The organism is Fulvimonas sp. R45 (assembly GCF_030504985.1).
Classification (GTDB): domain Bacteria; phylum Pseudomonadota; class Gammaproteobacteria; order Xanthomonadales; family Rhodanobacteraceae; genus Rhodanobacter_A.
On the sequence record NZ_JASERU010000002.1, the window covers coordinates 1 to 25,354 of the forward strand.

At 70.1% G+C, this 25,354-nt stretch carries 21 protein-coding genes; 9 read left to right on the forward strand and 12 right to left on the reverse strand.

Going from position 1 to position 25,354, the window contains the following annotated elements; genetic code table 11:
- Positions 1–508 precede the first annotated feature (508 nt).
- Both dcp and QMK61_RS01650 read left to right on the forward strand, forming a co-directional pair.
- Positions 509–2,731, forward strand: a complete 2,223-nt coding sequence (dcp, locus tag QMK61_RS01645) for a peptidyl-dipeptidase Dcp (RefSeq protein WP_302069980.1) — start codon at positions 509–511, stop codon at positions 2,729–2,731.
- A gap of 146 nt (positions 2,732–2,877) precedes the next feature.
- A complete protein-coding gene (locus tag QMK61_RS01650; RefSeq protein ID WP_302069981.1) occupies positions 2,878–3,261 on the forward strand; it encodes a hypothetical protein in 384 nt (127 codons plus the stop codon).
- 72 nt (positions 3,262–3,333) lie between these two features.
- Here the strand turns inward: QMK61_RS01650 and QMK61_RS01655 are convergent, their stop codons facing one another.
- The 5 genes from QMK61_RS01655 to trxA all read right to left on the reverse strand — a co-directional run bounded on the left by QMK61_RS01655 (position 3,334) and on the right by trxA (position 9,214).
- Positions 3,334–4,701 (reverse strand): glutamate--cysteine ligase, encoded by a 1,368-nt coding sequence (locus QMK61_RS01655; RefSeq protein ID WP_302069982.1) that lies wholly within the window; start codon positions 4,699–4,701, stop codon positions 3,334–3,336.
- A 91-nt stretch (positions 4,702–4,792) separates the two neighbouring features.
- A complete protein-coding gene (locus QMK61_RS01660; RefSeq protein ID WP_302069983.1) occupies positions 4,793–6,214 on the reverse strand; it encodes a sensor histidine kinase in 1,422 nt (473 codons plus the stop codon).
- Complete coding sequence (locus QMK61_RS01665; RefSeq protein WP_302069984.1) at positions 6,201–6,866, reverse strand: response regulator; 666 nt, start codon at positions 6,864–6,866, stop codon at positions 6,201–6,203. The genes QMK61_RS01660 and QMK61_RS01665 overlap by 14 nt, the downstream gene beginning before the upstream one ends.
- A 138-nt stretch (positions 6,867–7,004) precedes the next feature.
- Entirely contained in the window at positions 7,005–8,735 is a 1,731-nt protein-coding gene (rho, locus tag QMK61_RS01670; protein WP_302069985.1) for a transcription termination factor Rho, read from the reverse strand.
- A gap of 152 nt (positions 8,736–8,887) precedes the next feature.
- Positions 8,888–9,214: a thioredoxin TrxA gene (gene trxA, locus QMK61_RS01675; protein ID WP_302069986.1), complete on the reverse strand. Its 327-nt coding sequence runs from the start codon at positions 9,212–9,214 to the stop codon at positions 8,888–8,890.
- Between the two features lie 426 nt (positions 9,215–9,640).
- On the opposite strand from trxA, the gene QMK61_RS01680 reads away from it, so the two are divergent.
- The 5 genes from QMK61_RS01680 to ung all read left to right on the forward strand — a co-directional run bounded on the left by QMK61_RS01680 (position 9,641) and on the right by ung (position 14,854).
- A complete protein-coding gene (locus QMK61_RS01680; RefSeq protein ID WP_302069987.1) occupies positions 9,641–11,389 on the forward strand; it encodes a DEAD/DEAH box helicase in 1,749 nt (582 codons plus the stop codon).
- A 121-nt stretch (positions 11,390–11,510) separates the two neighbouring features.
- Positions 11,511–12,245 carry a cell division ATP-binding protein FtsE gene (gene ftsE / locus QMK61_RS01685; protein ID WP_302069988.1) on the forward strand — a complete coding sequence of 245 codons (735 nt, stop codon included), beginning with the start codon at positions 11,511–11,513 and terminating at the stop codon, positions 12,243–12,245.
- The gene (gene ftsX / locus QMK61_RS01690; protein ID WP_302069989.1) at positions 12,242–13,222 is read left to right on the forward strand and encodes a permease-like cell division protein FtsX; all 981 of its coding nucleotides are present in this window, start codon (positions 12,242–12,244) and stop codon (positions 13,220–13,222) included. Before ftsE ends, ftsX begins: the two co-directional genes overlap by 4 nt.
- An 88-nt stretch (positions 13,223–13,310) precedes the next feature.
- Entirely contained in the window at positions 13,311–14,153 is an 843-nt protein-coding gene (locus QMK61_RS01695) for a response regulator (protein WP_302069990.1), read from the forward strand.
- A complete protein-coding gene (ung, locus tag QMK61_RS01700; protein WP_302069991.1) occupies positions 14,150–14,854 on the forward strand; it encodes a uracil-DNA glycosylase in 705 nt (234 codons plus the stop codon). Before QMK61_RS01695 ends, ung begins: the two co-directional genes overlap by 4 nt.
- 27 nt (positions 14,855–14,881) lie before the next feature.
- Here ung and QMK61_RS01705 read toward each other — a convergent pair whose 3' ends face one another.
- The 4 genes from QMK61_RS01705 to QMK61_RS01720 all read right to left on the reverse strand — a co-directional run bounded on the left by QMK61_RS01705 (position 14,882) and on the right by QMK61_RS01720 (position 17,453).
- A complete protein-coding gene (locus QMK61_RS01705; protein ID WP_302069992.1) occupies positions 14,882–15,562 on the reverse strand; it encodes a Fe2+-dependent dioxygenase in 681 nt (226 codons plus the stop codon).
- A gap of 162 nt (positions 15,563–15,724) precedes the next feature.
- The gene (locus QMK61_RS01710; RefSeq protein WP_302069993.1) at positions 15,725–15,964 is read right to left on the reverse strand and encodes an Rdx family protein; all 240 of its coding nucleotides are present in this window, start codon (positions 15,962–15,964) and stop codon (positions 15,725–15,727) included.
- On the reverse strand, positions 15,961–16,860 hold the full coding sequence (locus QMK61_RS01715; protein ID WP_302069994.1) for a haloalkane dehalogenase: 900 nt from the start codon (positions 16,858–16,860) through the stop codon (positions 15,961–15,963). The genes QMK61_RS01710 and QMK61_RS01715 overlap by 4 nt, the downstream gene beginning before the upstream one ends.
- Positions 16,857–17,453 carry a TetR family transcriptional regulator C-terminal domain-containing protein gene (locus QMK61_RS01720; RefSeq protein WP_302069995.1) on the reverse strand — a complete coding sequence of 199 codons (597 nt, stop codon included), beginning with the start codon at positions 17,451–17,453 and terminating at the stop codon, positions 16,857–16,859. Before QMK61_RS01720 ends, QMK61_RS01715 begins: the two co-directional genes overlap by 4 nt.
- 298 nt (positions 17,454–17,751) lie before the next feature.
- Between QMK61_RS01720 and rpoH the strand changes: the two genes are divergently transcribed.
- Positions 17,752–18,606: an RNA polymerase sigma factor RpoH gene (gene rpoH, locus QMK61_RS01725; RefSeq protein WP_302069996.1), complete on the forward strand. Its 855-nt coding sequence runs from the start codon at positions 17,752–17,754 to the stop codon at positions 18,604–18,606.
- 174 nt (positions 18,607–18,780) lie between these two features.
- Here the strand turns inward: rpoH and QMK61_RS01730 are convergent, their stop codons facing one another.
- The 3 genes from QMK61_RS01730 to QMK61_RS01740 all read right to left on the reverse strand — a co-directional run bounded on the left by QMK61_RS01730 (position 18,781) and on the right by QMK61_RS01740 (position 23,821).
- Positions 18,781–20,052, reverse strand: a complete 1,272-nt coding sequence (locus QMK61_RS01730; RefSeq protein ID WP_302069997.1) for an NAD(P)/FAD-dependent oxidoreductase — start codon at positions 20,050–20,052, stop codon at positions 18,781–18,783.
- Positions 20,053–20,075: 23 nt separating this feature from the next.
- Positions 20,076–22,250 (reverse strand): primosomal protein N', encoded by a 2,175-nt coding sequence (locus QMK61_RS01735; RefSeq protein ID WP_302069998.1) that lies wholly within the window; start codon positions 22,248–22,250, stop codon positions 20,076–20,078.
- Between the two features lie 416 nt (positions 22,251–22,666).
- The gene (locus QMK61_RS01740; RefSeq protein ID WP_302069999.1) at positions 22,667–23,821 is read right to left on the reverse strand and encodes a DUF3667 domain-containing protein; all 1,155 of its coding nucleotides are present in this window, start codon (positions 23,819–23,821) and stop codon (positions 22,667–22,669) included.
- 106 nt (positions 23,822–23,927) lie between these two features.
- Between QMK61_RS01740 and QMK61_RS01745 the strand changes: the two genes are divergently transcribed.
- Complete coding sequence (locus QMK61_RS01745; RefSeq protein ID WP_302070000.1) at positions 23,928–25,331, forward strand: MATE family efflux transporter; 1,404 nt, start codon at positions 23,928–23,930, stop codon at positions 25,329–25,331.
- Positions 25,332–25,354: the final 23 nt, after the last annotated feature.

The following is a 25,354-nucleotide window of genomic DNA, read 5'->3' on the forward strand; positions in this document are numbered from 1 at the left end:
TACCACGCCTTGAGCACCTTGATGCCGTTGGCCCGGAGGGTCCACTCCTCCGCTCGCTCCGGTCGGAGCGTAGGGGGAGGCGTCCATACCATCTGTTCACGATCTCCGCGTAGCCCGCGCCGGGAGCTGTTTGCGCGCAGGCCAAGGAAGAGCGAAGGCGTGGATGTCCGTCCACGACGGAGCGATGACGCCGGCCTGTGGGCCAACAGACCCGGCCCTCCGGGTTGCCTTGCTTTGGCCGCCATGCGGCAACGCGCGGCTTGGCCTGCCAGCCAGGCAGGCCGGCACCACGCACCACCACCTGACGGCCATGCGAGGCCAACGCGAGGTGCCTGGAGATCGTGAACAGGCTCGGAGCCGAAGCCGCGCCGACGATGGGTGCGCGGCGTGGCGCATGCGCGTCCCGCGCATGCCGCATCCACCCTTGGAAGATGCAGGCGCGGTCGCTACAGTCGGCGGTCACGACTCACGCGTCCGCCGCGCGGACGCCATCGCCAAAGGACTCCCCATGCCACGCCTGCGCCTGCTCGTGATCGCCACCTCCATCGCCCTTGCCGCCTGTTCCCAGACGTCCTCCGACGAGGCCGCGAAGAACGCGCCGGCACCCGCCGCCACCGCGCCGGCCAAGGCCGCCAGCGCCGCCGCGCCGACCGCCGAGGCGAGCGCCAGCAACCCGTTCCTCGTCGCCAGCACGCTGCCGTTCCAGGCGCCGCCGTTCGACAAGATCAAGGACGGCGACTACCAGCCGGCGATCGAGGAGGGCATGAAGCAGCAGCTCGCCGAGGTCGAGAAGATCGCCGACAACCCCGAGCCCGCCACCTTCGAGAACACCTACGTGGCGCTGGAGAAGACCGGCGTGCTGCTGAACCGCGTGATGGCGGTGTTCAACGGCGTCACCGGCGCCAACACCGACGACGCGCTGCAGAAGGTGCAGGAGGAGGAGGCGCCGAAGCTCGCCGCGCACGAGGACGCGATCTACCTCAACGACAAGCTGTTCGCGCGCATCCAGAAGGTCTACGACGAGCGCGCCTCGCTGAAGCTCGACCCCGAGTCGCAGCGCCTGGTCGAGGTGGTCTACCGCAACTTCGTGCATGCCGGCGCCAAGCTGTCCGAGGCCGACAAGGCCAAGCTGAAGGCGCTGAACAAGGAGGAGTCGACCCTCAGCACCCAGTTCACCAACAAGCTGCTCGCCGCCACCAAGGACGGCGCGCTGGTGGTGGACGACAAGGCCAAGCTGGCCGGACTCTCCGATGCCGACATCGCCGCCGCGGCGCAGGCCGCCAAGGCGCGCGGGCTGGACGGCAAGTGGGTGATCCCGCTGCAGAACACCACCCAGCAGCCGGCGTTGCGCGACCTGCAGGACCGCGACACCCGCAAGGCGCTGTTCGAGGCCTCGTGGAACCGTGCCGAGAAGGGCGGCGCCGACGACACCCGCGACACCATCGAGCGCATCGCCCAGCTCCGGGCCGAAGAAGCCAAGCTGCTCGGCTTCCCCAACTACGCCGCGTGGAAGCTCGACGACCAGATGGCGAAGAACCCCGCCACGGTGATGAAGTTCATGGCGCAGCTCACGCCTGCCGCCGTGGCCCGCGCCAAGGCCGAGGCCGCCGACATCCAGCAGCAGATCGACAAGGACCAGGCCGCGCTGCACCAGCCCAGCTTCAAGCTGGAGCCGTGGGACTGGCAGTACTACGCCGAGCAGGTGCGCAAGGCCAGGTACGACCTGGACGAAAGCCAGATCAAGCCCTACTTCGAGCTGGACAACGTGCTGCAGAACGGCGTGTTCTACGCCGCCAACCAGCTCTACGGCCTCACCTTCAAGGAGCGCAAGGACATCCCGGTGTACAACCCGGACGTGCGCGTGTTCGAGGTGTTCGACAAGGACGGCAAGTCGCTGGCGCTGTTCTACTGCGACTACTTCAAGCGCGACAACAAGAACGGCGGCGCCTGGATGGACAACTTCGTCGGCCAGTCGAAGCTGCTCGGCACCAAGCCGGTGATCTACAACGTGGCCAACTTCACCAAGCCCGCCGACGGCCAGCCCGCGCTGCTGTCGTGGGACGACGTGATCACCATGTTCCACGAGTTCGGCCATGCCCTGCACGGCATGTTCGCCGACGAGCAGTACCCGACCCTGTCCGGCACCAGCACCGCGCGCGACTTCGTCGAGTTCCCCTCGCAGTTCAACGAGCACTGGGCCAGCGACCCCAAGGTGTTCACCAACTTCGCCAAGGACTACAAGACCCACCAGCCGATGCCCAAGCCGCTGGTCGAGAAGATGAAGAAGGCCGGCATGTTCAACAAGGGCTACGACATGACCGAGCTGGTCTCCGCCGCCCTGCTCGACATGAACTGGCACATGCTGCCGGCCGATGCGCCGAAGCAGGACGCCGACAAGTTCGAGGCCGAGGCGCTGAAGCAGGACGGCGTGGACCTGAGCTACGTGCCGCCGCGCTACCGTTCCAGCTATTTCCAGCACATCTGGGGCAACGGCTACGCCGCCGGCTACTACGCCTACCTGTGGACCGAGATGCTGGCCGACGACGCCTTCGAATGGTTCAAGGAGCACGGCGGCCTCACCCGCGCCAACGGCGACCGCTTCCGCGGCATGGTGCTGTCGCGCGGCAACACCGAGGAACTGGCGAAGATGTACAAGGACTGGCGCGGCCAGGAACCGAGCATCGAGCCGATGCTGGAGGACCGTGGCCTGAAGGCGGCGCCGAAGAAGTAGCGGCGGAGAGGTGAATCGATTTTCCGGCCGCGCGTCGAATCCCGATGCGTGGCCGGAGAAGGTGGCCCGGGGATCAGGGCTGCCGCTGCAGTGGAAGTTGAAGTCGAACGGGAAAACGCATGATGCATTCACTTAAGGAGAAAGTTATGCAAAAGCTACCGTTTCTACTGATGTCCGTTGCCGTTTCAGGAGCCATGGCAATGGTTGGGATCGTGCCGAAGGCGTACGCGCAGTCGCAGACTGGCGTTTCGCTCTCGTGCGGTACCAACTTCTGCCAGGCATCGGTATCCAGCCCGGGGTCGCCGTTGCCTTTCACCTACAGCTGGTCGTATACGGGCACCGCACACCTGGTGGCGCCTTTCAGCTGCAACGGGAGACTGCAACAGCACAGCGGGAGTTGCCGTTTCCTGTGCCAGCAGCCTTATTCGGACCATATCACCATGCATGTGAGTGTGTCCGACGCGAATGGCGCCTTCCTCGGCTCCGCATCGGCCAATGCCATCTGCGATGGCAGTGCCGGGGATGGTTAACCTACTCGTCGCGTGAATGCGCGGTCGATCGAACGGGCCGGCAGAAATGCCGGTCCGTTCTTCTTCAAGGCCTCAGTACGCGAACTCGCGGAACACCGGGTCCACGCTGCCGCCCCAGGCGCCGTGGAACAGTTCGAGCTTGCGTTCGGCCGGGGTCTGGCCGGCCTCGACGATCTCCAGCAGCGGCTCGAGGTAGATGCGTTCGTCGGCGCCGTTCCTGTTCAGGCGGGCGCGGCGGGCGAGGCCCTGGGCGGCGATCTTCAGCGTCTCGCGGGCCAGATCGCGCACGCTGCCGCGGCGGAACGGCAGCTTCAGCGCCTGCTTCGGCACGCCGTTGCGCAGGGTGTGGCGCTCGGCCATGGAGAAGTCCTTGACCAGGTCCCAGGCGGCGTCCAGCGCGTCGTCGTCGTAGAGCAGGCCCACCCACAGCGCGGGCAGGGCGCACAGCCGGTTCCACGGGCCGCCGTCGGCGCCGCGCATCTCCAGGTACTGCTTCAGGCGCACCTCGGGGAAGGCGGTGGTGAGGTGGTCGGCCCAGTCCTTCATGGTGGCCTTCACGCCGGGCAGGGCGGGCAGCTCGCCGGCGAGGAAACGCTTGAAGTCCTGCCCGGCGAGGTCGACGTAGCGGCCGTCCTGGTAGCTGAAGTACATCGGCACGCCGAGGATGTAGTCCACGTAGCGCTCGTAGCCGAAGCCGTCGGCGAATACGAAGTCCAGCATGCCGGTGCGGTCGGGATCGGTGTCTTCCCACACGTGCGAGCGGTAGGACAGGTAGCCGTTCGGCCGCCCGTCGGTGAACGGCGAATCGGCGAACAGCGCGGTGGCGATCGGCTGCAGCGCGAGGCTGGTGCGGAACTTCTTCACCATGTCCGCCTCGCTGGAGAAGTCGAGGTTCACCTGCACGGTGCAGGTGCGCGTCATCATGTCCAGACCGAGCGAGCCGACCTCCGGCATGTACTCGCGCATGATCCGGTAGCGGCCCTTGGGCATCCACGGCATCTCGTCGCGCCGCCACTTTGGCTGGAAGCCCATGCCGAGGAAACCGAGGCCGAGGCCCTCGGCCACCGAGCGCACTTCCTCGAGGTGGCAGTTCACCTCGCAGCAGGTCTGGTGGATGGTCTCCAGCGGCGCGCCGGAAAGTTCGAGCTGGCCGGCCGGCTCCAGCGTGATCGAGGCGCCGTTGCGGGACAGCGCGACCGGCGTCTCGCCCTCGCGTGCGATGTCCCAGCCATGGCGCGCGGCGATGCCTTCGAGCAGTGCGCGGATGCCGCGCTCGCCTTCGAACGGCGGCGGCTTCAGATCGTCGGTGCGGAAGCCGAACTTCTCGTGCTCGGTGCCGATGCGCCAGGCCTCGCGGGGCTTCTCGCCCGCGGCTAGGTAGTCGACGAGCTGCTGGCGACCCGCGATCGGGGTGCTCTTGACGGCACTGGGGATGGACACGGGCGGTTCCTCGTCGGGGAAGCGGACACAGTGGGGGCGGCTGGCGGCGATTCAACGTACCACCGGTCGCGGCCGGGCCGGATGACCGGGATCAGCCGGTGGCGGGGAACGCCACCCGCATGCGGGCACCGCCGGCAGCGCCATCGAGGATCAGCAGCCGCGCCCGGTGCGAGCGCGCGATCTCCTCCACGATGGCCAGTCCCAGCCCGCTGCCCTGGCCGTCGCCGTGGTAGAAGCGTTCGCGCACGCGCTCGCGCTCGGCCGGCGGGATGCCGGGCCCGTCGTCCTCCACTTCCAGGAACGGCACGCCGGTCTCCGTGCCGCAGCGTACCGTGACCTGGCCGCCCGCCGGCGCGTGGCGGATCGCGTTGTCCACCAGGTTCACCAGCAGCTCGTGCAGCAGCCAGTACACGCCCTCGGCCTGGGCCGGGCGGCAATCGGCGCCCAGGTCGACGCCGCGCGCCAGCGCGCGGTCCAGCATGGTGGTGACCACCGCGCCGACCAGGCCGGGCAACGGCAGGGGCGCGAAATCGCCGGGACGCTGCGCCGAGGGCTCGGCGCGGGCCAGCGCCAGCAACTGGTCGGCGGTGCGCGCCAGCCGCGCGATACCGCCATGCAGCACCGCGATGCGCTCCTGCAGCGGGCCGCCGGCGCTCTCGCGCTCCAGCACCTCGAGCTGTGCCTTCAGCCCGGTGAGCGGAGTGCGCAACTGGTGCGCGGCGTTGGTGAGGAAGTGCTGCTGTGCCTGCGCTGATTCGCGCACGGTGACCAGCAGGCCGTTGAGCGAGGCGACCAGCGGCTGCACCTCGCCCGGCACGGATTCGACCGGCAATGGCTTCAGCGCCTCCGGCGGCTGGCTGGCGATGCGTTCGCGCAGGCGTTGCAGAGGGCGCAACGCCACGGTGATGCCGAGCATGGCGATCGCCAGCACCAGCACCAGCTGCAATCCGTCGCTGAAACCGAGGGTGGTGTCGAGCCGGCGCACCACGTGGTCGCGCCAGTGCATGGTCTCGGCGGCGCTGACCAGCAGCGACTCACCGCCCACGGTGATGCGCAGCGTGGCCACGCGCACGGGCAGGCCGCGGTATTTCGCATTGCGGAAGCCGGGGCCAGCGTCGCCCGGCTGCGCCGTGGGCAGGTCCGCGGTGCCGGCGAGCGTGGCGCCGTCCTTGCCGCTCACCCGGAACAGGAAGCTCTCGCGCGGGTGCCGGTACGCGTGCGGGGGAGGCGTCAGGAAATGCGGCGGACGCATCGGCGGGCCGGGCAGGCCGTACGAACGCGGCGGCTCCGGCCAGTGGATGTCCAGACGTCCGTCCGGCAGGCGTTCGACGTGCATGGCGATCTCGCCGGCGCTGCGCGCCAGCGCGCGGTCGAAGGCGGCGTAGACCGGCGTGACCAGGGTGCGGTGGTCGAGCCAGGCGCCGGCCGCCATCAGCAGCAGCAGCGGCAGCAGCAGGTAGCCGAGCAGGCGGCCGCGCAGGCTGCGCGCGCGCGGGCGCTCAGGCGTCTTCAAGGCGGTAGCCGAGGCCACGCACGCTGCGCACGGTGGCGTCGTCGCCCAGCTTGGCGCGCAGCCGCGACACGTGCACCTCGATGGCGTTGCCGGAGATTTCCTCGTCCCAGCCCACGATGGCCTGCATCAGCCGTTCCTTGCTCACCACGCGGCCGCTGTGCAGGCTGAGGCATTCGAGGATGGACCACTCGCGCCGGGTCAGGTCCAGCGCCCTGCCGTCGCCGCCCAGCACGCGCTTGCCGGCCAGGTCGACGCGCAGCGCGCCGATGCTCAGCTCGCTGGCCCCGGCCACGCTGGCGCGGCGGATCAGCGCGCGGCAGCGCGCGGCCAGCTCCGGCAGGGCGAAGGGTTTGGTCAGGTAGTCGTCGGCGCCCAGATCCAGCGCGCCGACACGGTCGTCCAGGCCATCGCGCGCCGTGACGATCAGCAGCGGCAGCGGGCTGCCCGCACCGCGCAGCCGGCGCACCAGCTCGAAGCCGTTCATGCCCGGCAGGCCCAGGTCGACGATGGCCAGGTCGTAATGGCTGGCCGCCAGTTGCGCCGGCGCGCCTTCGGCGCGATCCAGTGCGTCGACCACATAGCCCTCCGTCGACAGGCCACGGGCGATGGCATCGGATACCAGGGGGTCGTCTTCGACGAGCAGGATGCGCATGGTGGGTCGCCGTGGCTACCGGCCCATTCTACGTGCCGCCGGCCATGCGCGAAAACAACGAGGCCGGCACGGGGCCGGCCTGTCGTGACGAGCCGCGGGAAGGCCGGGGCGTCGCCCCCGCCCGCCCGCCGCCGGTGCCTATCGCTTCATCGAATTGAAGAACTCGTCGTTGGACTTGGTGTTCTTCATCTTGTCGAGCATGAACTCCATCGCGGCCAGCTCGTCCATCGGATGCAGCAGCTTTCGCAGGATCCAGATCTTGGCCAGCATGTCCGGATCGATCAGCAGGTCCTCGCGGCGGGTGCCGGAGCGGTTGATGTCGATGGCCGGGTACACGCGCTTCTCGGCGATGCGGCGGGACAGATGCACTTCCATGTTGCCGGTGCCCTTGAACTCCTCGTAGATCACTTCGTCCATCTTCGAGCCGGTGTCGATCAGCGCGGTGGCGATGATGGTCAGCGAGCCGCCTTCCTCGACGTTGCGCGCGGCGCCGAAGAAGCGCTTCGGGCGCTGCAGCGCGTTGGCGTCCACGCCGCCGGTGAGCACCTTGCCGGAGCTGGGCACCACGGTGTTGTAGGCGCGGGCGAGGCGGGTGATCGAGTCGAGCAGGATCACCACGTCGCGCTTGTGCTCGACCAGGCGCTTGGCGCGCTCGATCACCATCTCGGCGACCTGCACGTGGCGCACGGCCGGCTCGTCGAAGGTGGACGAGATGACCTCGGCGCGCACGGTGCGGGCGATCTCGGTCACTTCCTCCGGCCGCTCGTCGACCAGCAGGATGATCAGGTGCGCCTCGGGGTGGTTGTACTGGATCGCCTGGGCGACGTTCTGCAGCATCATCGTCTTGCCGGATTTCGGCTGCGAGACGATCAGCCCGCGCTGGCCCTTGCCGACCGGCGCGACCAGGTCGAGGATGCGGCCGGTGATGTCCTCGCTGGAACCGTTGCCGCGCTCCAGCTTGAACGCCTTGCGCGGGAACAGCGGGGTGAGGTTCTCGAACAGCATCTTATTCTTGGACGCTTCCGGCGGGTCGCCGTTGATGTCGTCCACGCGCAGCATCGCGAAGTAGCGCTCGCCTTCCTTCGGATGGCGCACGCGCCCGGTGATGTAGTCGCCGGTGCGCAGGTTGAAGCGGCGGATCTGGCTGGGGCTGACGTAGATGTCGTCCGGGCCGGCCAGGTAGCTCTCGTCGGCCGAGCGCAGGAAACCGAAGCCGTCCTGCAGGATCTCCAGCACGCCCTCGGCCCAGATGCCGCCGCCGGAGCGGGCGTGCGCCTTGAGGATGTTGAAGATCACGTCCTGGCGGCGCTGGCGGGCCACGCCCTCGCGGATGCCCAGCGACTCGGCGAAGGCCAGCAGCTCCGGCGCCTTCATCCGCTTCAGCTCGGTGAGGTTGATCAGGCGGTCGTTGCTGCCGGCGTCGGCGTTCTCGTCGTCGTCCATCGGCAGCCCGTTCGGATTGCGCGGATGGCCGTTGCCCTGGTTGCCCGGGTTGCCGTTGTTGCCCGGGCGCTGGCCGCGCTCGTGGCGGCGGCGGCGGCCGCGGCCGTCCCGGTCGTTGCGGCGGTCGTTGCCCCCGCCCGGGTTGCCGCCCTGGTTCGGCTGGCCGCCCTCGCGGGCTTCCGGCGCGGGGCGCGGGCCGCCGGCGTCGCCGGCAGGCGGCGCGCTCTCGGCGGCGGCCGGGGCGGGCGTCGGGGCCGGCGCCGGGGCCTCCACCGGCAGGCTGGACTGCACCGGCGCCTCGCCGGCCGTTTCGGCGGCCTTGTCGGGGCGGGCGGTGCGGCGCGGCGCGCGCGGGCGCGGCTCGGCCGCAGGCTTGGCATCGGCGCGCTTGGCGTCGGTCGGTTCTTGGCTTTCGATATCGGACACGGGCAAACCTCGTGGGGCGCCGTTGGTAGAGAAGGGAGGGGTGCGACGTACGCGCGGTGCGCGCAGGGGGACAGGACAGTCCCGTCGGACTTGCGGAATCTAGCACCCGCCGCGCGGCGGCGTAAAGCGCGGCGCGGCGGGGCGGGCGGCGGTCAGATCGCCTTGTCGATCATCTGGGCCAGCTGGCCCTTGCTGACGGCGCCGATCTGGGTGGCCTCGACCTTGCCGTTCTTGAACACCATCAGGGTGGGAATGCCGCGCACGCCGTAGGTGCGGGGGGTCTTCTGGTTGTGGTCGATGTTGAGCTTCACCACGCGCAGCTTGCCCTGATACTGGGTCGCCAGTTCGTCCAGGATCGGCGCGATGGCCTTGCACGGGCCGCACCATTCGGCCCAGAAATCCAGCAGCACGGGGGTGCCGGACTGGAGCACCTCCTGTTCGAAGGCGTCGTCGCTCACATGGGTAATCAGGTCGTTCACCGGAGTCTCCGAAAGACGGGCGGAAGGAAGATTTGACGACCGCGCGCCCAGCATCGGCTACACTGGGGCGCCCATGAAGCGCGGGTCGGACCGGGAATGGGAGGTGGCCGTTGCGGCCCTGGCCTCCATTGCAACGTAACTCGGGGCGCGATTCAAGCGATTCAAGGGCGGCAACGGACAGTTCCGTTGACATAGGCGAGACGACTGCGCAGGCCGCCCCGTCCTTTCGCCTATGCCAGCGGGACTGCCGGTTGCGCCGCTACCGCTTCGGCGCCCTGCGTGGCTGCGGATCGCCGGCCGCGGGCTCAGGCCCGCGCCGTCGCGACCGCGCCGCCGCGCGCCGTCCACCCACCTGTCCGCGCCCGCCTCGTGCCGGCCGGGCCGGGCCGGCCGCAGGGCCCATGCCCGCTTCCCATCTGGTTTTCCATGTCGCAGACCGTACTCACCGATACCTTCTTCACCAACTTCGAACTTCATCCCCTGCTGCAGCAAGGCCTTGCCGAGGCCGGCTTCACCCGCTGCACGCCGATCCAGGAACTGACCCTGCCGGTGGCGCTGGCCGGGCGCGACGTCGCCGGCCAGGCGCAGACCGGCACCGGCAAGACCTGCGCCTTCCTGGTCGCGCTGATGAACCGCCTGCTGACCACCCCGGCGGTGGCCGAGCGCAAGGACACCGACCCGCGCGCCCTGGTGATCGCGCCGACCCGCGAGCTGGCCATCCAGATCGACAAGGACGCCCGCAACATCGGTCGCCACACCGGCCTCAGGACCGCCCTGATCTACGGCGGCGTGGACTACGACAAGCAGCGCCAGCAGCTCAAGGACGGCTGCGACATCATCATCGCCACCCCGGGCCGCCTGCTCGACTACTACAAGCAGCAGGTGTTCGGCTTCAACGGCGTCGAGGTGATGGTGGTCGACGAGGCCGACCGCATGTTCGACCTCGGCTTCATCAAGGACGTGCGCTACATCTTCCGCCGCCTGCCGGCGCGCGAGCAGCGCCAGGTGCTGCTGTTCTCCGCCACGCTGAGCCACCGCGTGCTGGAACTGGCCTACGAGCACATGCACGAGGCCGAGAAGCTGGTGGTGGAGACCGACAACGTCACCGCCGACAAGGTGCGCCAGGTCGTCTACTTCCCGGCCAAGGAAGAGAAGATGCCGCTGCTGCTGAACCTGCTGGAGCGCGAGAACCCCAGCCGCAGCATCGTCTTCGTCAACACCAAGGCCGCCGCCGAGCGCATCACCGAGCGGGTGAAGCGGCAGGGCTACCGCGTGGGGGCGCTGTCCGGCGACGTGCCGCAGCTGAAGCGCCAGAAGCTGCTGCAGCGCTTCCAGGACAGCCAGCTCGACATGCTGGTGTGCACCGATGTGGCCGCGCGCGGCCTGCACATCCCCGCGGTCAGCCATGTCTTCAACTACGACCTGCCGCAGGACGCCGAGGACTACGTGCACCGCATCGGTCGCACCGCGCGGCTGGGCGCCGAGGGCGACGCGGTCAGCTTCGCCTGCGACCTGTACGCGATGAGCCTGCCCGAGATCGAGGCCTACATCGGCCAGAAGATCCCGGTCGCCACGATCGGGCCGGAGCTGCTGGTGATGCCCAAGCCGCGCGAGATCGACCCGGAATACGCCGCCGCGGCCGCCGCCGACAGCGCCGCGTTCGGCGACCGGGTGGAGTCGCGCCACGACGACCGCAAGCCCGCCCGCGGCGGCCCGCGCCGGCGCGACGAACGTAGTGGCCGGGACGGTACGCGCGCGCCGCGCGAGCGCTCGGCCCGTCCGCCCCGCGCCGCGGAAGCGGCCCCGGCGGAAGCCGTCGCGACCGCCGTCGCCGTGGTCGACGCCGCCCCGCAGGGCGACGCCGGCGCAGCTTCGGCCGAGGGCGCGGCGAAGCGTCGTCGCCGGCGTGGCGGGCGCGGCCGGCGCCGTGGCGGCGAAGCGGCGGGCGCCGCCCCGAACGCCGCCACGCAGGCCGCGGGGGTGGCCCCGGCGGGCACTGGCGCGGGGCGGGGCGGCAATCGCGGCCCGCGCGCCGAGCGCGCGCCGCGCGAACCGGCGGCCGCCGTGTCCGGCCAGCGCCCCTCGCGGCAGGTGGAAGTGCAGTCCGGCGTGGCGTCCGCCGCGAAGAAGCCGGGCCTGTTCCGTCGCCTCAGCCGGTTGTTCACCGGCCGCTGAGCGCCCGGCCGGGGCTTGCGTGACGACGGGTCGTGCCGCCGCGCCCTGACCCGTCGTCCCGATCCGAAATGCGGGCTTGGGGACTTCCGGCCGCGATCGTGCGCGCGTTGGTTCTGGTTTCATGCGCGCTCCCGTATCCTTGGCGTCATTGCGGGCTGAACGGTTCCGGGGACGCGCGGTGATCCGCTTCGATCAAGTGAGCAAGCGCTACGAGGGCGGGCACGAGGCGCTCTCGCAGCTTTCCTTCGAGGTGGCGGAGGGCGAGATGGCCTTCGTCACCGGCCATTCCGGCGCCGGCAAGAGCACCCTGCTCAAGCTGCTGGCGCTGATCGAGCGGCCCACGCACGGTCATATCGTGCTGGACGGCCAGCCGCTGGCGAAGATCCGCGCGGCCGGCATCCCGAAGCTGCGCCGGCGCATCGGCATGGTGTTCCAGGACCATCGCCTGCTGCTGGACCGCAGCGTGTTCGCCAACGTCGAACTGCCGCTGGTGATCGGCGGCATCGCGCCGCAGGAACGCGGCCGTCGCGTGCGCGCCGCGCTGGAGAAGGTGGGCCTGCTCGACTACGAGCGGCAGCTGCCGGTGTCGCTGTCCACCGGCGAGCAGCAGCGCGTGGGCATCGCGCGCGCCATCGTGGCGCGGCCGGCGCTGCTGATCGCCGACGAGCCCACCGGCAACCTCGATCCGCAACTGGCGGTGGAGATCATGGAACTGTTCGCCGGCTTCCGGCAGGTGGGCACCACCGTGCTGGTCGCCAGCCACGATCTGCCGCTGATCAAGCGCATGCGCAAGCGCGTGGTGGTGCTGGACCACGGCCGGCTGGTGGCCGACGTGGCCGCGGAGGAGGTGCTGTGAACGCATCCGTCGAGACCCCCGCCGGCGAAGCGCCGGAAGCCGAACGCAGCCGGCACAGCCGCGCGCGGCCGGTCGCCAGCTGGCGCGAGCACCACGGCTGGAGCGCGGCGGCCAGCCTGCGCCGGCTCGCCGCGCGGCCGTTCGGCACCCTGCTCACCGTCGCGGTGATGGGCCTGGCGCTGGCCCTGCCGCTGACCTTCTACCTGCTGCTGGGCAACGTGCAGCACCTGGGCGATGCGCTGGGCCGCAACCCGGCGATCGGCGTGTTCCTGCAGCCGGGCCAGCCCGGTGCCACGGCGCAGTTGCTGGCGAAACAGATCGGCGAACGTCCCGACGTCGCCACGGTGACGCTGAAGACGCCGCAGCAGGGCATGGACGAGCTGTCGAAGATGCAGGGCTTCTCCGATGCGCTGCGGTCGCTGGACGACAACCCGCTGCCGTACGTGCTGGTGGTGCAGCCGAAGGACGGCCTCGACGCGACCGCGGTCGGCCACCTCACCGACGACCTGCGCGCCCTCCACGGCGTGGACATGGTGCAGGACAGCGGCAGCTGGCGGCAGCGGCTGGATGCCCTGCTCGGCGTGGGCGACCGCGCCGTGCTGATCCTCGCCGGCCTGCTGGCGCTGGCCGCGTTGCTGGTGGTGGGCAACACGGTGCGGGTGGACATCGCCAGCCGCGCCGAGGAGATCGGCGTGCTGATGCTGGTCGGCGCCAGCCGCGCCTTCGTGCGCCGGCCGTATCTCTACGCCGGGATCTGGTACGGCCTGTTCAGCGGCGTGCTGGCGGTGCTGCTGGCGCTGCTGGTCGAATGGTCGCTGGCGGGACCGGTGGCGCAGTTGAGCCAGGCCTACGGTGGCACACTGCGCGTGGGCGGCCTGCCGCCGTGGCTGCTGCTGGCGGTGCCGCTGGCGGCCGCGGCGCTGGGCTGGCTGGGGGCGCGGCTGGTCAGCGCATGGCAACTGCGCAAGGCCGCCTGAGGCGGCCCGGCCGCGAACGGACGGCGGTGCCGGGAGGGCATCGCGCGATGCATCGGCAGGGACGTCCGTACGAGCAGGTGGACAGGGGATGAGTGGAAGCATCAGCAATCGCCTCGCCAGCGCCGCACCCCGCGTGCTGGTGGTCGATGGCTCGAAAGTGGTGCGGCAACTGATCGCACGCGTGCTGCGCGCCGAGTTGCCCGAAGCCGAGGTGGTGGACTGCGGCAGCGGCGCCGAGGCGCAGCGGCTGCTCGACGGCGGCGTGTTCGACTTCATCACCATCGCGCTGCGCCTGCCCGACATGGACGGGCTGGAGCTGGCGCACTACGTGCGCGAGTCCGCGCCGCAGATCTACGTGCCCATCGTGGTGGTGTCCGGCGACGTCGACGCGCGCCTGCACCAGCGCACGCTGGGCGAGGACGTCACCGACTACTTCGACAAGTCGCTGGGCTTCCAGGCGCTGGCCGAGTTCATCCGCGGCTACGTGCGGCCGGAGAGCGCCGCCGAAGGTACCGTGCTGTACGTCGAGGACAGCCGCGTGGTGGCGCTGGCCACCCGCCGCATGCTGGAGAAGATCGGCCTCACCGTGCGCCACGTGGTCAGCGTGGAGGACGCGCTGGCGTTGCTGGAGACCGAGCGCGCGCTGGGCCGGGTGGGCGCCGACGTGGTGCTCACCGACGTCAGCCTGAAGGGCGACCTCACCGGCGGCGACCTGCTCGAGCATGTGCGCAACCGGTTCGGCTACGGCAAGGGCAGGCTGCCGGTGCTGGTGATGACCGGCGACGAGAACCCGGCCAACCAGGCGGCCCTGCTCAAGGCCGGCGCCAACGACCTGGTGGAGAAGCCGGTGGAGGAGCGACTGCTGGTCACCAAGCTGCTGTTCCAGTTGCGCGTGGCGCGGCACCTGCGCCAGCATGACGCGACGACATGAGCGGCGACCACATCAAGCTGGAACCTTCCTGGAAGGCGCGCATCGGCGACTACCTCGAGCGCCCCGAGATGCGCGCGCTGGCCGAGTTCCTGCGCGCCGAGAAGCGCGCGGGCAAGGTGATCTACCCGCCCGGGCCGGAGATCTTCAACGCGTTCACGCACACCCCGTTCGAGGCGGTGCGCGTGGTGATCCTGGGCCAGGACCCGTACCACGGTCCCGGCCAGGCGCACGGGCTGTGCTTCTCGGTGCGCCCCGGCGTGCCGCCGCCGCCCTCGCTGGTGAACATCTTCAAGGAGATCCAGCGCGACCTGGGCATCCCGCCCCCCGACCATGGCTGCCTCACGCCGTGGGCCGACCGCGGCGTGCTGCTGCTCAACAGCGTGCTCACGGTTGAGCGCGGCCGTGCCGCCTCGCACCAGGGCAAGGGCTGGGAAGGTTTCACCGACGCGGCCATCGACGCGCTCAACCGCGAGCGGGAAGGCATCGTGTTCATGCTCTGGGGCAGCTACGCCCAGCGCAAGGGCCAGCTGATCGACCGTCGCCGGCACTGCGTGCTGAAGTCGGTGCATCCCTCGCCGCTGTCCGCGCACCGGGGTTTCCTCGGCTGCGGGCACTTCTCCGCCGCCAACCGCTACCTGGAAGGCGAGGGGCAGGCGCCGATCGACTGGTCGCTGCCGCCGCGCGCGGAACTGCCGGGCTGAGCCTGCCCGGAGGACGCCGGGCGTGGCCTATGCCACTTCCGCCCACATCCGCAGCAGGTTCGCGTGCGAACGGCTGACGGCGTCGAAGGCCGCGCTCTTGCCCTCGCGGCCGAAGATGTCCCGCTTGGCGTTCTCCAGGTCCCACAGCAGTTCGCGGCGGGCGGGGTCGCGCACCATGCTCTGCACCCAGAGAATGGCGGCCTGGCGCGCCCCCCGGGTCACCGGCTTGACGTGGTGCAGCGTGTTGGCGGGGTAGGCGATGGCGGCGCCCGCTTCCAGCTTGAATTCGTATTCCATGCCGCCGCTGTTGCACATGACCAGTTCGCCGCCGGCGTAACTCTGCGGATCGGACAGGAACAGGGTGATCGCGATATCGCTGCGCACTGCGCTGCCCATGCCGCCCATCACGGGGGAATCGACATGCGGTCCGTACTCCATGCCGATGTCGTAGCGGTTGAACATCACCTGGGTGGCCGACGCCGGCAGCAGTGCCGCCTGCAGCATGCCGTTGCGCATGAAGGCGTCGCGCACGACGTCCGCCAGCCGGGCGTAGTTGTTCGTGTTGGGAGCGACCTGCCGGTTCTTCTTCACGCCGCGGGCGGACCAGCCGGCGGTGCTGGCGCCGTCGACATAGGGGGCGGACTGGAGCTCGGCGTGGATCGTGCCGAGTTCCCCGGCGGTCAATACGTTGGGGACGCAGATGATCAAGAGGACTCCCCCAGGGATGCGGCCGGACGGCCGGATCGCACCATTGTAATTAGCCCGGGCCTGCACGGGGAAACGGGCGTGCCGGTATGGCCAGGGCCACCCCCGTCCCTGCGCCGGGACGATGTTCCTTGGCCCGGTTCTTTTTCGGGCGCGACCTGGTGCTTATTGCAAGCCGTCGTCCGCTCTCTGGTTGCGGACGGCCGCGACGATGTCCTCCGGTGAGGGGAAATATCCCCTGGCGCGTGAGATGGCTTCCTTTCCGTTCACGCTGACGCGGAACACGCCGCCCTTCCCGGGCACGAGTCTGGCGGACACGCCCAGCTGCTGCCCCAATGCGGCCGCCGCCGCATCGGCGCGCTTCCTGTAGCCGCAGGGCAGGCAGTATTCGATTTCGACGTTCATGCGGCGACCGGCTGCCCGCGTTGCATTTCCGCCCGCTCGATCAGCGTGACCACGCCCTCGGCAATCGCCTGCGGATGGTCTTCCTGGAGGTAATGCGCGCCGGCGCCCAACTCGACCAGGTCGCAATTCTTCAACCTGGCCGCGAAGGATCGCGCGAACGCGGGGGAAACCAGGGCTCCCGGATTGCCGACGAAAAGCGTCTTCGGGTAGGTCGATGCCGCGAGTGCGGCATGGGCCTTGGTGAGGCTGTCGTGCACGTCCCGCGGGTTTCCCGCGATCGGAAGTTCGTTCGGCAGCCGGAGTGTCGGGATCCTCGACGTTTCATCCGGGAATGGCGCGCGATACACCGCCATTTCCTCGTCGCCGAGCTTCCGGTGGACCGAGCCGGGCAGGATCTTCTCGACGAAGAAATTCTCGCGCAGCACCAACTGCTCGCCGACTCCCGGGGTCCTGAGCTTCATGAAGATGTCCCGTGCCTGCTGCGTCTGGTGGAACGCGTCCCAGGATTCCATGGGGCGGATGAATTCCATGAAGCCCAGGCTGCGGACGAGCGGAGGCCGCCTTGCCGCCAGCTCGAACGCCAGGGCCGTGCCCCAGTCCTGCGCGATGAGGTGGGCCTGGTCGATGCCGAGTTCCACGAGGAAGCGGTCCAGGTAGGCGATATGGTCCGCGAAGCCGTACCGGATGCCGGGCTTGTCCGACTGGCCGAAGCCGATCAGGTCCGGCGCGATGCAATACGCGACCTCGGACACCACCGGCATGATGTTGCGCCAGATGTACGACGACGTCGGATTGCCGTGCAGGAACAGGACGACCGGCTTGCTCCGGTCGCCCATGGACCGGTAGGCCATGTTCGAGCCGTAGACGCTGACCCTGGGAAGCAGAACGTCATTCATGTCGAGGCTCCACTGTTTGAGATGGTCGAGAAGAAAATCGTCCTGAACCGGTCCAGTGGCGCGATCGAGCGCTCCACCTTCATCCGGAGAATCGCCCCCTCCCAGGAAGCGAGGAAGTACTCGGCGAGCTCCCGGGCGTCGAATCGCGCGTCGAATTCGCCCAGCGCCTGGCCCTCCGCGAGGCATTCCGCGAAGGGCTGCAGCCATTGCCTGAACACGACCTGCAGGCGTTCGCGGATGAGATCGCTGGTCTGGGTCACCTCGATGCTCAGGTCGCCGATCAGGCAGCCGCGCTCGAACCCGTCGGCCCGGAGCCGTTCGACGATCAGGTCGAGGTACCGCTCCAGCCGCGCCCGTGGACTCAGGCCGCGGTCTTCGAGGGAGGCCCCGAGGAGTTGCCGGACGTGGTCGAAGTACTGGTCCAGGACTTCCCTGCCGAACTGCTCCTTCGACGGGAAGTGGTTGGTGAACGAACCGTGCGGGACCCCGGCCGCCGCGACGACATCGCGAACGGCGGCGCCGACGAATCCCTGCTTGAACATGACCCGGAGCCCGGCGTCCAGCAGCGCTTGCTTGTTCGAGTGTCTGGCCATGGCAGAAAGAATATGTACGTACGTACATATTGTCAAGCGCGATTTTCAAGACTCCAGGCCTGATCGTCCAAGCCGGGACACCGGCCACGGAGACGGGGACATGACCCGGCGGGACGTGTCCGGCGCTTTTCAAGCCTGCCGGACAGGCCATGCTCGGCGGTGCCGGCGCGCGCGAGTATGGACAAGGCGGCCATATTTCTGTACCATATGGTTTAGAAAAAGCGGCAGGAACTCCCCGCCGCCTTTAGCACTCCAAGTACCAGAGTGCTAAGCTGACCCCTCATTCCGGAGGTTCCACATGTCTCAAGCCTTGGTGACCGCCAATCTCCCGGTACCCAGCGTCGTCGGCAGCCTGGACGCCTACATCTCGGCGGTGCATCGCATCCCGGTGCTCAGCCAGGACGAGGAGCAGGCGCTGTCGCGCCGCTACCAGGAAGAGAGCGATCTCGGTTCCGCCAGGAAGCTGGTGATGTCGCACCTGCGTTTCGTGGTGCACGTGGCGCGCGGCTATTCCGGCTACGGCCTGCAGCTGGCCGACCTGATCCAGGAAGGCAACATCGGCCTGATGAAGGCGGTGAAGCGCTTCGACCCCGACCAGGGCGTGCGGCTGGTCAGCTTCGCGGTGCACTGGATCCGCGCCGAGATGCACGAGTTCATCCTGCGCAACTGGCGCATCGTCAAGGTGGCCACCACCAAGGCGCAGCGCAAGCTGTTCTTCAACCTGCGCAAGAGCAAGAAGCGCCTGGGCTGGATGAACGCCGAGGAAGTGCGCGTGGTGGCGAAGGATCTGGGCGTGCCCGAGGCGACCGTGCGCGAGATGGAGTCGCGCCTGTCCGGCCGCGACATCGGCTTCGAGGCCCCGGCCGACGCCGACGACGACGCCAAGCCCGCGCCGGAGGCCTTCCTCGTCGACGAGGGCGCCGATCCCTACGACAACGTGGCCGACGCCGACCAGGCCGACAACCGGCTGGAAACCCTGTCCAATGCGCTGGCCAAGCTGGACGACCGCTCGCGCGACATCATCCAGCGCCGCTGGCTGAACGAGGACAAGGCCACGCTGCAGGACCTGGCCGACGAATACGGCGTCTCGGCCGAGCGCATCCGCCAGGTCGAGGCGAATGCAATGAAGAAGATGCGCGGGCTGTTTGCTTGATGGGTGCTTGACGGGTGCGTTCGTCCATGGACGCGAGGGTCGAGAAGCGGCTATCCATGGCCGCACGCTTCGGATGAAGGATGAAGCACGCTCGAATGAGCTCCGCGCGATAGCGACGCCCGTGCGGTAAACCCCGTGACTGGCAACGGCCCGCTTTGGCGGGCCGTTCGCTTTTCAGCGGTCGCGTGCGTCGTCGCCGGGTTGGTCGCGGCCGGTGATGATCCGGGCGTGCCGCGCCTGGGTCCAGTACGCCATCGCCCAGTCCAGCATCACCACCAGGCGGTTGCGGAAGCCGATCAGGAACCAGATGTGCGCGCCCAGCCATACCCACCAGGCAAACAGGCCGGACAGCCGCAGCCGGCCGAACTGGGCAACCGCCGCCATGCGGCCGATCGTCGCCAGCGAGCCGGCGTCGCGGTAGCGGAAAGGGCGCGGTCGGCGGTCGCCACGCAGGCACGCGGCAAGCAGCCCGCCCACGTGCCCGCCCATCTGCTTGGCGGCGGGCGCCACGCCGGGCACGGGGCGGCCGTCCTGCATGACGCTGGCGAGATCGCCGACCACGAACACCTCCGGATGGCCGGGCAGGCTGAGGTCGGGCTGCACCAGCACGCGGCCGGCACGGTCCAGCGGCGCATCCAGCGCGCGCCCCAATGGCGAGGCGGCCACGCCGGCGGCCCACAGCACGGTGCGCGCCGCGATCCGCTCGTCGCCGAGGGTCACGCCCTGGTCGTCCACCGCCGTCACCGCCTGGCCCAGGCGCACCTGCACGCCCAGCCGCTCCAGTTGGCGTTGTGCCTTGGCCGACAACACGGGGTCGAACGCGGCCAGCACCCGCGGTCCGGCTTCCACCAGCAGGATGTTGGCCGCGCTGGGCTGCGCGCGGCGGAACTCGCCGGCCAGGGTGCGCCGCGCGATCTCGGCCAGCGTGCCGGCCAGCTCCACCCCGGTGGCGCCGGCGCCCACCACCACGAAGTTGAGCCAGGCCTGGCGGGAGGCACCGTCCTCCTGCTCGGCGCGCTCGAACGCGGTGAGCACGCGGCGGCGGATCGCCAGCGCATCGTCCAGCGACTTCAGCCCGGGCGCGTCGGCGGCCCAGTCGCCGTGGCCGAAATAGGCGTGGGTGGCGCCGGTGGCGACCACCAGCCAGTCGTAGTCCAGCCGTTCGCGGTGCAGTTGCACCCGGCGGTTGGCGAGGTCGATGCCGGTCGCCTCGTCCATCAGCACGGTGACGTTGCGCTGGCGGCGCAGGATCTGCCGCAGCGGCGCCGCGATCGAGGGCGCCGCCAGCCCGGCGGTGGCCACCTGGTACAGCAGCGGCTGGAACAGGTGGTGGTTGTGGCGGTCGACCAGGGTGATCCGCGCCCTGGCGCCGGCCAGCGCGCGCGTGGCGGCCAGTCCGCCGAAGCCGCCGCCTAGGATCACGATATGGGGCAGGGCATCGGGCATGGCGGTTCTCCAGGCAGGGGGATTCAGTAGAGGTCGACCGGGTCCACGTCCAGCGACCAGCGCACCTTGCGCGCGGCCGGCAGCTCCGCCAGCTGCAGCGACCAGGGGCGCGCGATGCGGTGCAGCTCGCCGCGCCGGGGCGCCTCCAGCAGCAGCTGGCCGCGTTGCCGCCCGGCGCGCATCGGCATCGGCGCGGGCATCGGGCCGGCCAGCTGCAGGCCGTGGCCGGCGGGCAGCGCGTCCACCGCGGCGGCGAGGAAGGCGTCCACGGCGGCGCGCTGGTGCGCCTCGGCGCGCAGCAGGACCTGGTGGCCGAACGGCGGCAACCCGGCGAGGCGGCGTTCGGCCAGCAGCGTCTGCGCCGCGGCGGCGTAGCCCTCGGCCAGCAGCTGGCGCAGCAGCGGGTGCTCGGGATGGTGGGTCTGCAGCAGCACCCGGCCCGGTCGCGCCGCGCGCCCGGCGCGCCCGGCCACCTGCACCACGGTCTGCGCCAGCCGCTCGCCGGCGCGGAAGTCCACGCTGAGCAGGCCCTCGTCCACGCCCACGATGGCGACCAGGGTGAGCCGGGGCAGGTCGTGGCCCTTGGCCAGCATCTGCGTGCCGACCAGGATCGCCGGCTTTGCCGCGTTGCGCAGCCCGTCGAGCAACTGTTCGAAGCTGTCGCGGCGGCGGGTGGTCTCGCGGTCGATGCGCAGCACCGGTACGTCCGGGAAGCGAGCGGCCAGGGCTTCCTCCAGCCGCTCGGTGCCCTGGCCCTGCGGTTTCAGCTCGGCTACGCCGCAGGCCGGGCAGGCGGCGGGCACGGCGCTGCGGTAGTCGCAGTGATGGCAGAGCAGCGTGCGGCGTCCGGCGTGCAGGGTGAGCGGGTGCTCGCAGCGCGGGCAGTCGGCGTGCCAGCCGCAGGCATGGCACAGCAGCACCGGTGCGTAGCCGCGGCGGTTCTTGAACACCAGCGCCTGCTCGCCGCGCGCCACGGTGTCGGCCACCGCGGCCAGCAGCGTCGGCGACAGGCCGTGCTCCAGCCGTTGCGCGCGCATGTCCACGATCTGCACCTGCGGCGGCCGCGCGGCGCCGGGCCGCGCGCGCAGGTGCAGCGCGCGGTAGCGGCCCGCCTGCACGTTGGCCAGCGACTCCAGCGAGGGCGTGCCCGAGCCCAGCAGCACCGGCACACCCAGCGCCCGGGCGCGCACCACGGCGAGATCGCGCGCGTGGTAGCGGAAGCCTTCCTGCTGCTTGTAGGCGCCGTCGTGCTCCTCGTCGACGATGACGAGGCCGGCCTGCGGCAGCGGGGTGAACACCGCCGAGCGGGTGCCCAGGATCACCTTCGCCTCGCCGCTGCGCGAACGCAGCCAGGCGCGGGCGCGCTCGCCTTCGGCAAGGTTGGAGTGCAGCACCTCCACCGGCACGCCCAGGCGTTCGCGCAGGCGGCGCACGGTCTGCGGGGCCAGGCCGATCTCCGGCACCAGCAGCAGGCTCTGCTTTCCCTGCGCCAGCGCCCGGGCGATCAGCGCCAGGTAGACCTCGGTCTTGCCGCTGCCGGTGACGCCGTCGAGCAGGAACGGCTGGAAGCGCCCGAACGCGTCGGCGACGGCGGCGATGGCGGCCTGCTGTTCGGCGCTCGGCACCGGGGCGGCGGTGGCGACGGGGATTGCCGTCGCGGCCGCCGTCGTGCGCTCGATCAGCCCGGCCGCGTCGAGGCGGCGGGCGGCGGCGCGCCAGTCCGGCAAGGCCGCGGCGAGGGCGATGGCGTCCAGCGGGCCGGCGGCCAACGCCTGCAGCAGCGCCCGGCTGCCGCCACGCCGGCTACCTGCGTCCAGCGCGCTGCGGCCGGCCACGGTCAGCGCCCAGGCTTCGCCGCGGGTGTCGGGCAGCGGGCGCGGTTCGCGCAGGGCCAGCGGCAGGGCGTTGGCGTAGGCTTCGCCGGGGGCGCCCAGCCAGTAGTCGGCGGCCCAGGCCAGGGTGGCCATCAGTTCGGCATCGAGCAGCGGGGCATCGTCCAGCACGCGCAGGGCGCGTTTCAGCCGGGCGGGGGCGACCGCGCTGTCGCCGGGGGCGTCGACCACCACGCCCACCGCCCTGCCGCGTCCGAACGGCACCAGCACGCGGCTGCCCGGCGCCGCCCGGCCGGTGGCCGGGGGCAGGTAGTCGAACAGGCGGGGCAGGGGAACCGGCAGGGCGACGCGGAGTACGGCTGGCATGCGGACCTCGTGGCGCCCAGTGTAACGCGTGGCCGATGCCGGCCGGCCGGAGGGAAGCGCTGTAGGTGACGGGCGCTTGCCGGGCCTTGCTGCCGGACACGGCAGGAAGCTTGGGTAAGTGACTCTGTGCCAGTGGGTTTTCCGTTTATCCACAAGTCCTGTGGATAAGTCTGTGGATGCGCCGGGGAGAGACGTCCCGAAGGCGCATGGGAACGGCGCCCGGGACGCCTTGGGCAAGTTTTAATCAGGAATGAATAAGCTTTTCCATCAATGACTTGCAACATGTGCCGGGGCGTGGTGAAAGGGCGTCGCAAGGCTTGACAAGCCCGGATGTCAAGCACTTGCTGCTGTGCAAAACCCGTCGGCGGGCGGCCCGGCCGCCTGCCGAAATCGTGCATGGGCCACGGTGGGGGCTCTCAGTACGCGGCGCCCAGCAGCATCGCGCCGACCAGCACCCACAGCAGCAGCCAGAAGTAGCACCAGCCCACGCACCAGTACTTCACCAGGGTCATCGGCCAGCCCTGGTGGTAGATGCGCTTCTGCATCAGCAGCAGGTAGGCCATCGACCACAGCGCCAGCCCCCATTCCAGCCAGTGCAGCGGGGTCTTCACCCAGGCCGCGTGCGGCGCCAGCCCGCCGGCCAGCAGGTCCAGCAGCACGCCCAGCAACAGGCACAGGAACAGGAAGGCATGGCTGTGCAGCGCCACGATCAGGTGTTCCATGTACAGCCGCCGCTTGAACACGTAGAACAGCTTCAGCAGCAGCGCAAACAGCGGGATCATCACCAGCATGGCCTGCGGCAGGCGGCCGAAGATGCCCGCCTCGAGCCGCTCGATGGCTTGCGCGCGCTCCTCGCCGGTGCCGTGGAAGGCGGCGTGCATGTTCTCGCCCGCGCGCTGCCCCGCCTGGCTCAGCCAGGCATTGGCGAAGGCAGGCAGCCAGGGTACGTGGGCTTCGAAATGGTCGGGTTGGTCGTCGTTTCCGGCGGGGAACGGGGGCACGGGCACGACCTTGGCCGAGGCCAGCGAAGGGTCGGCGTGCAGCGCGGTCAGCCGGTCGGTGGCCTGCTTGCGCAGCGTCGTCTCGGCGGCCTGCATGCAGTTGCCGTAGATCAGGTCGCCGAGCTTGACGCAGGCCTGCTGGGCGTTCTTCAGCTGCTTGCCCAGCAGGTCCTGCACGTCGTCGGCATCGTCGGCGTGGGCGAAGTCCGCGCCGCTCGTGTGCACGTGGAGCGGCGACGGCTGCAGGCCGATGCGGTCGATCGCCAGGTGGCACAGGAAGAACGCCAGCAGGCACAGCACGAACATCAGCCGGAACGGCGCGATGTAGCGCATGCGCCGGCCGGAGAAGTATTCCAGGGTGAGGAAGCCGGGCTTGAGGAACAGCGGCGGCAGCGTGTGCAGGATGCGGCCATCGATGTGCAGGATGGTCTCGATCGCTTCCTCGGTCATGTGGTGCACCGGCTTCAGCACGCTGTGCACGGACTGCCCGCAGTGGTGGCAGAACTCGCCCTGCAACGCATGGCTGCAGTTGGCGCAATGCAGGCCTTCGTACGACACCAGTTCCTTCATTCCCCTTACCCCATGCGACGCAACGGATGATCTTGGCACACCTGGCCGGCGGCGCGGCAGTGCGCAGCCGGCTCGGCTACAATCGCGGCACCCGAGACCCTGCCCTATGAATGCCTTCCGTCCCGATCGCGCCCGCCTGGCGCGCGAGATCGGCGCCACCGTGCGCCTCGCGCTGCCGCTCATCCTGGCCCAGCTCGCCGCCATCGGCAGCAACGTCATCGACGCCATGCTGTCCGGCCACTACAGCGCGCACGTGCTGGGCGCGGTGGCGGTCGGCGCCAGCATCTGGTCGCTGGCGATCGTCAGCGGCATCGGCGTGATGATGTCGGTGCCGCCGTCGGTGTCGCAGCTCGACGGCGCCGGCCGCCGGGCCGAGGTGGGCGGGGTGTTCCGCCAGGCGTTGTGGCTGGCGGCCACGCTGGGCGTGCTGCTGTGGTATGTGGTGCGCCATGCCGAGCCGCTGATCAAGCTGATCGGCGTGGCGCCGAGCCTGTACACCTCGGTGGGCGAGTTCCTGCGCGCGATCAGCTGGGGCGCGCCGGCGCTGACCTGCTACTTCGCCCTGCGCGGGTTGTCCGAGGGGCTGTCGCTGACGCGGCCGTCGATGTACTTCAGCTTCGGCGGCCTGCTGCTGCTGGTGCCGCTGGGCTACGTGTTCATGTTCGGCCGGCTGGGCCTGCCGCCGCAGGGCGCGCGCGGCTGCGGCATCGCCACCGCCACCGCGCTGTGGGTGGAGATGCTGGGCTTCGCCACCTACGTGCTGTACCACCGCAACTATCGCGGGCTGAACCTGCTGGAACGCTTCGAGTGGCCGCACTGGCGACGCATCGGCCAGTTGCTGCACATCGGCCTGCCGATGGCGGTGACCCTGCTGGCCGAGGCCGGCCTGTTCGTGGCGGCGGCGCTGCTGATCGGCACGTTGGGCGAGGACGTGGTGGCCAGCCACCAGGTGGCGCTGAACGTGGCCTCGCTGTTCTTCATGATTCCGCTGGGCCTGGCGATGGCGATCACGGTGCGGGTGGGCAACGCGGTGGGGCGCGGCGATCCGGCCGGCGTGCGCTATGCCGGCTTCTGCGGCATCGGCCTCACCCTGGTCACTCAACTGGTGTCGGCGGGGTTGATGCTGGCGCTGCCGCATTTCATCGCCTCGTTGTACACGCACGATGCGAAGGTGACCGCGCTGGCCGCGCAGCTGCTGGTGCTGGCCGGGCTGTTCCAGTTCTCCGACGGCATCCAGGTGGCGTCCAACGGTGCATTGCGGGGGCTGAAGGACACCCGCGTGCCGATGGCGATCACCCTGTTCGCCTACTGGGGAGTGGGCATGCCGGTGGGCTGGTGGCTGGCGTTCCGCCACGGGCTGGGCGCGCGCGGCATGTGGATGGGGCTGATCGCGGGGCTCTCGGTGGCGGCGGTGCTGCTGTTCGCGCGCTTCTGGCGCAGCTCGCGGCACCCGCACTTCGTGGGCGAGAGCTGCCTGGACGAGCTGCCCTACATCCCGCCCAGCCCATGACCTGCTGACGGCCTTCACGCGAA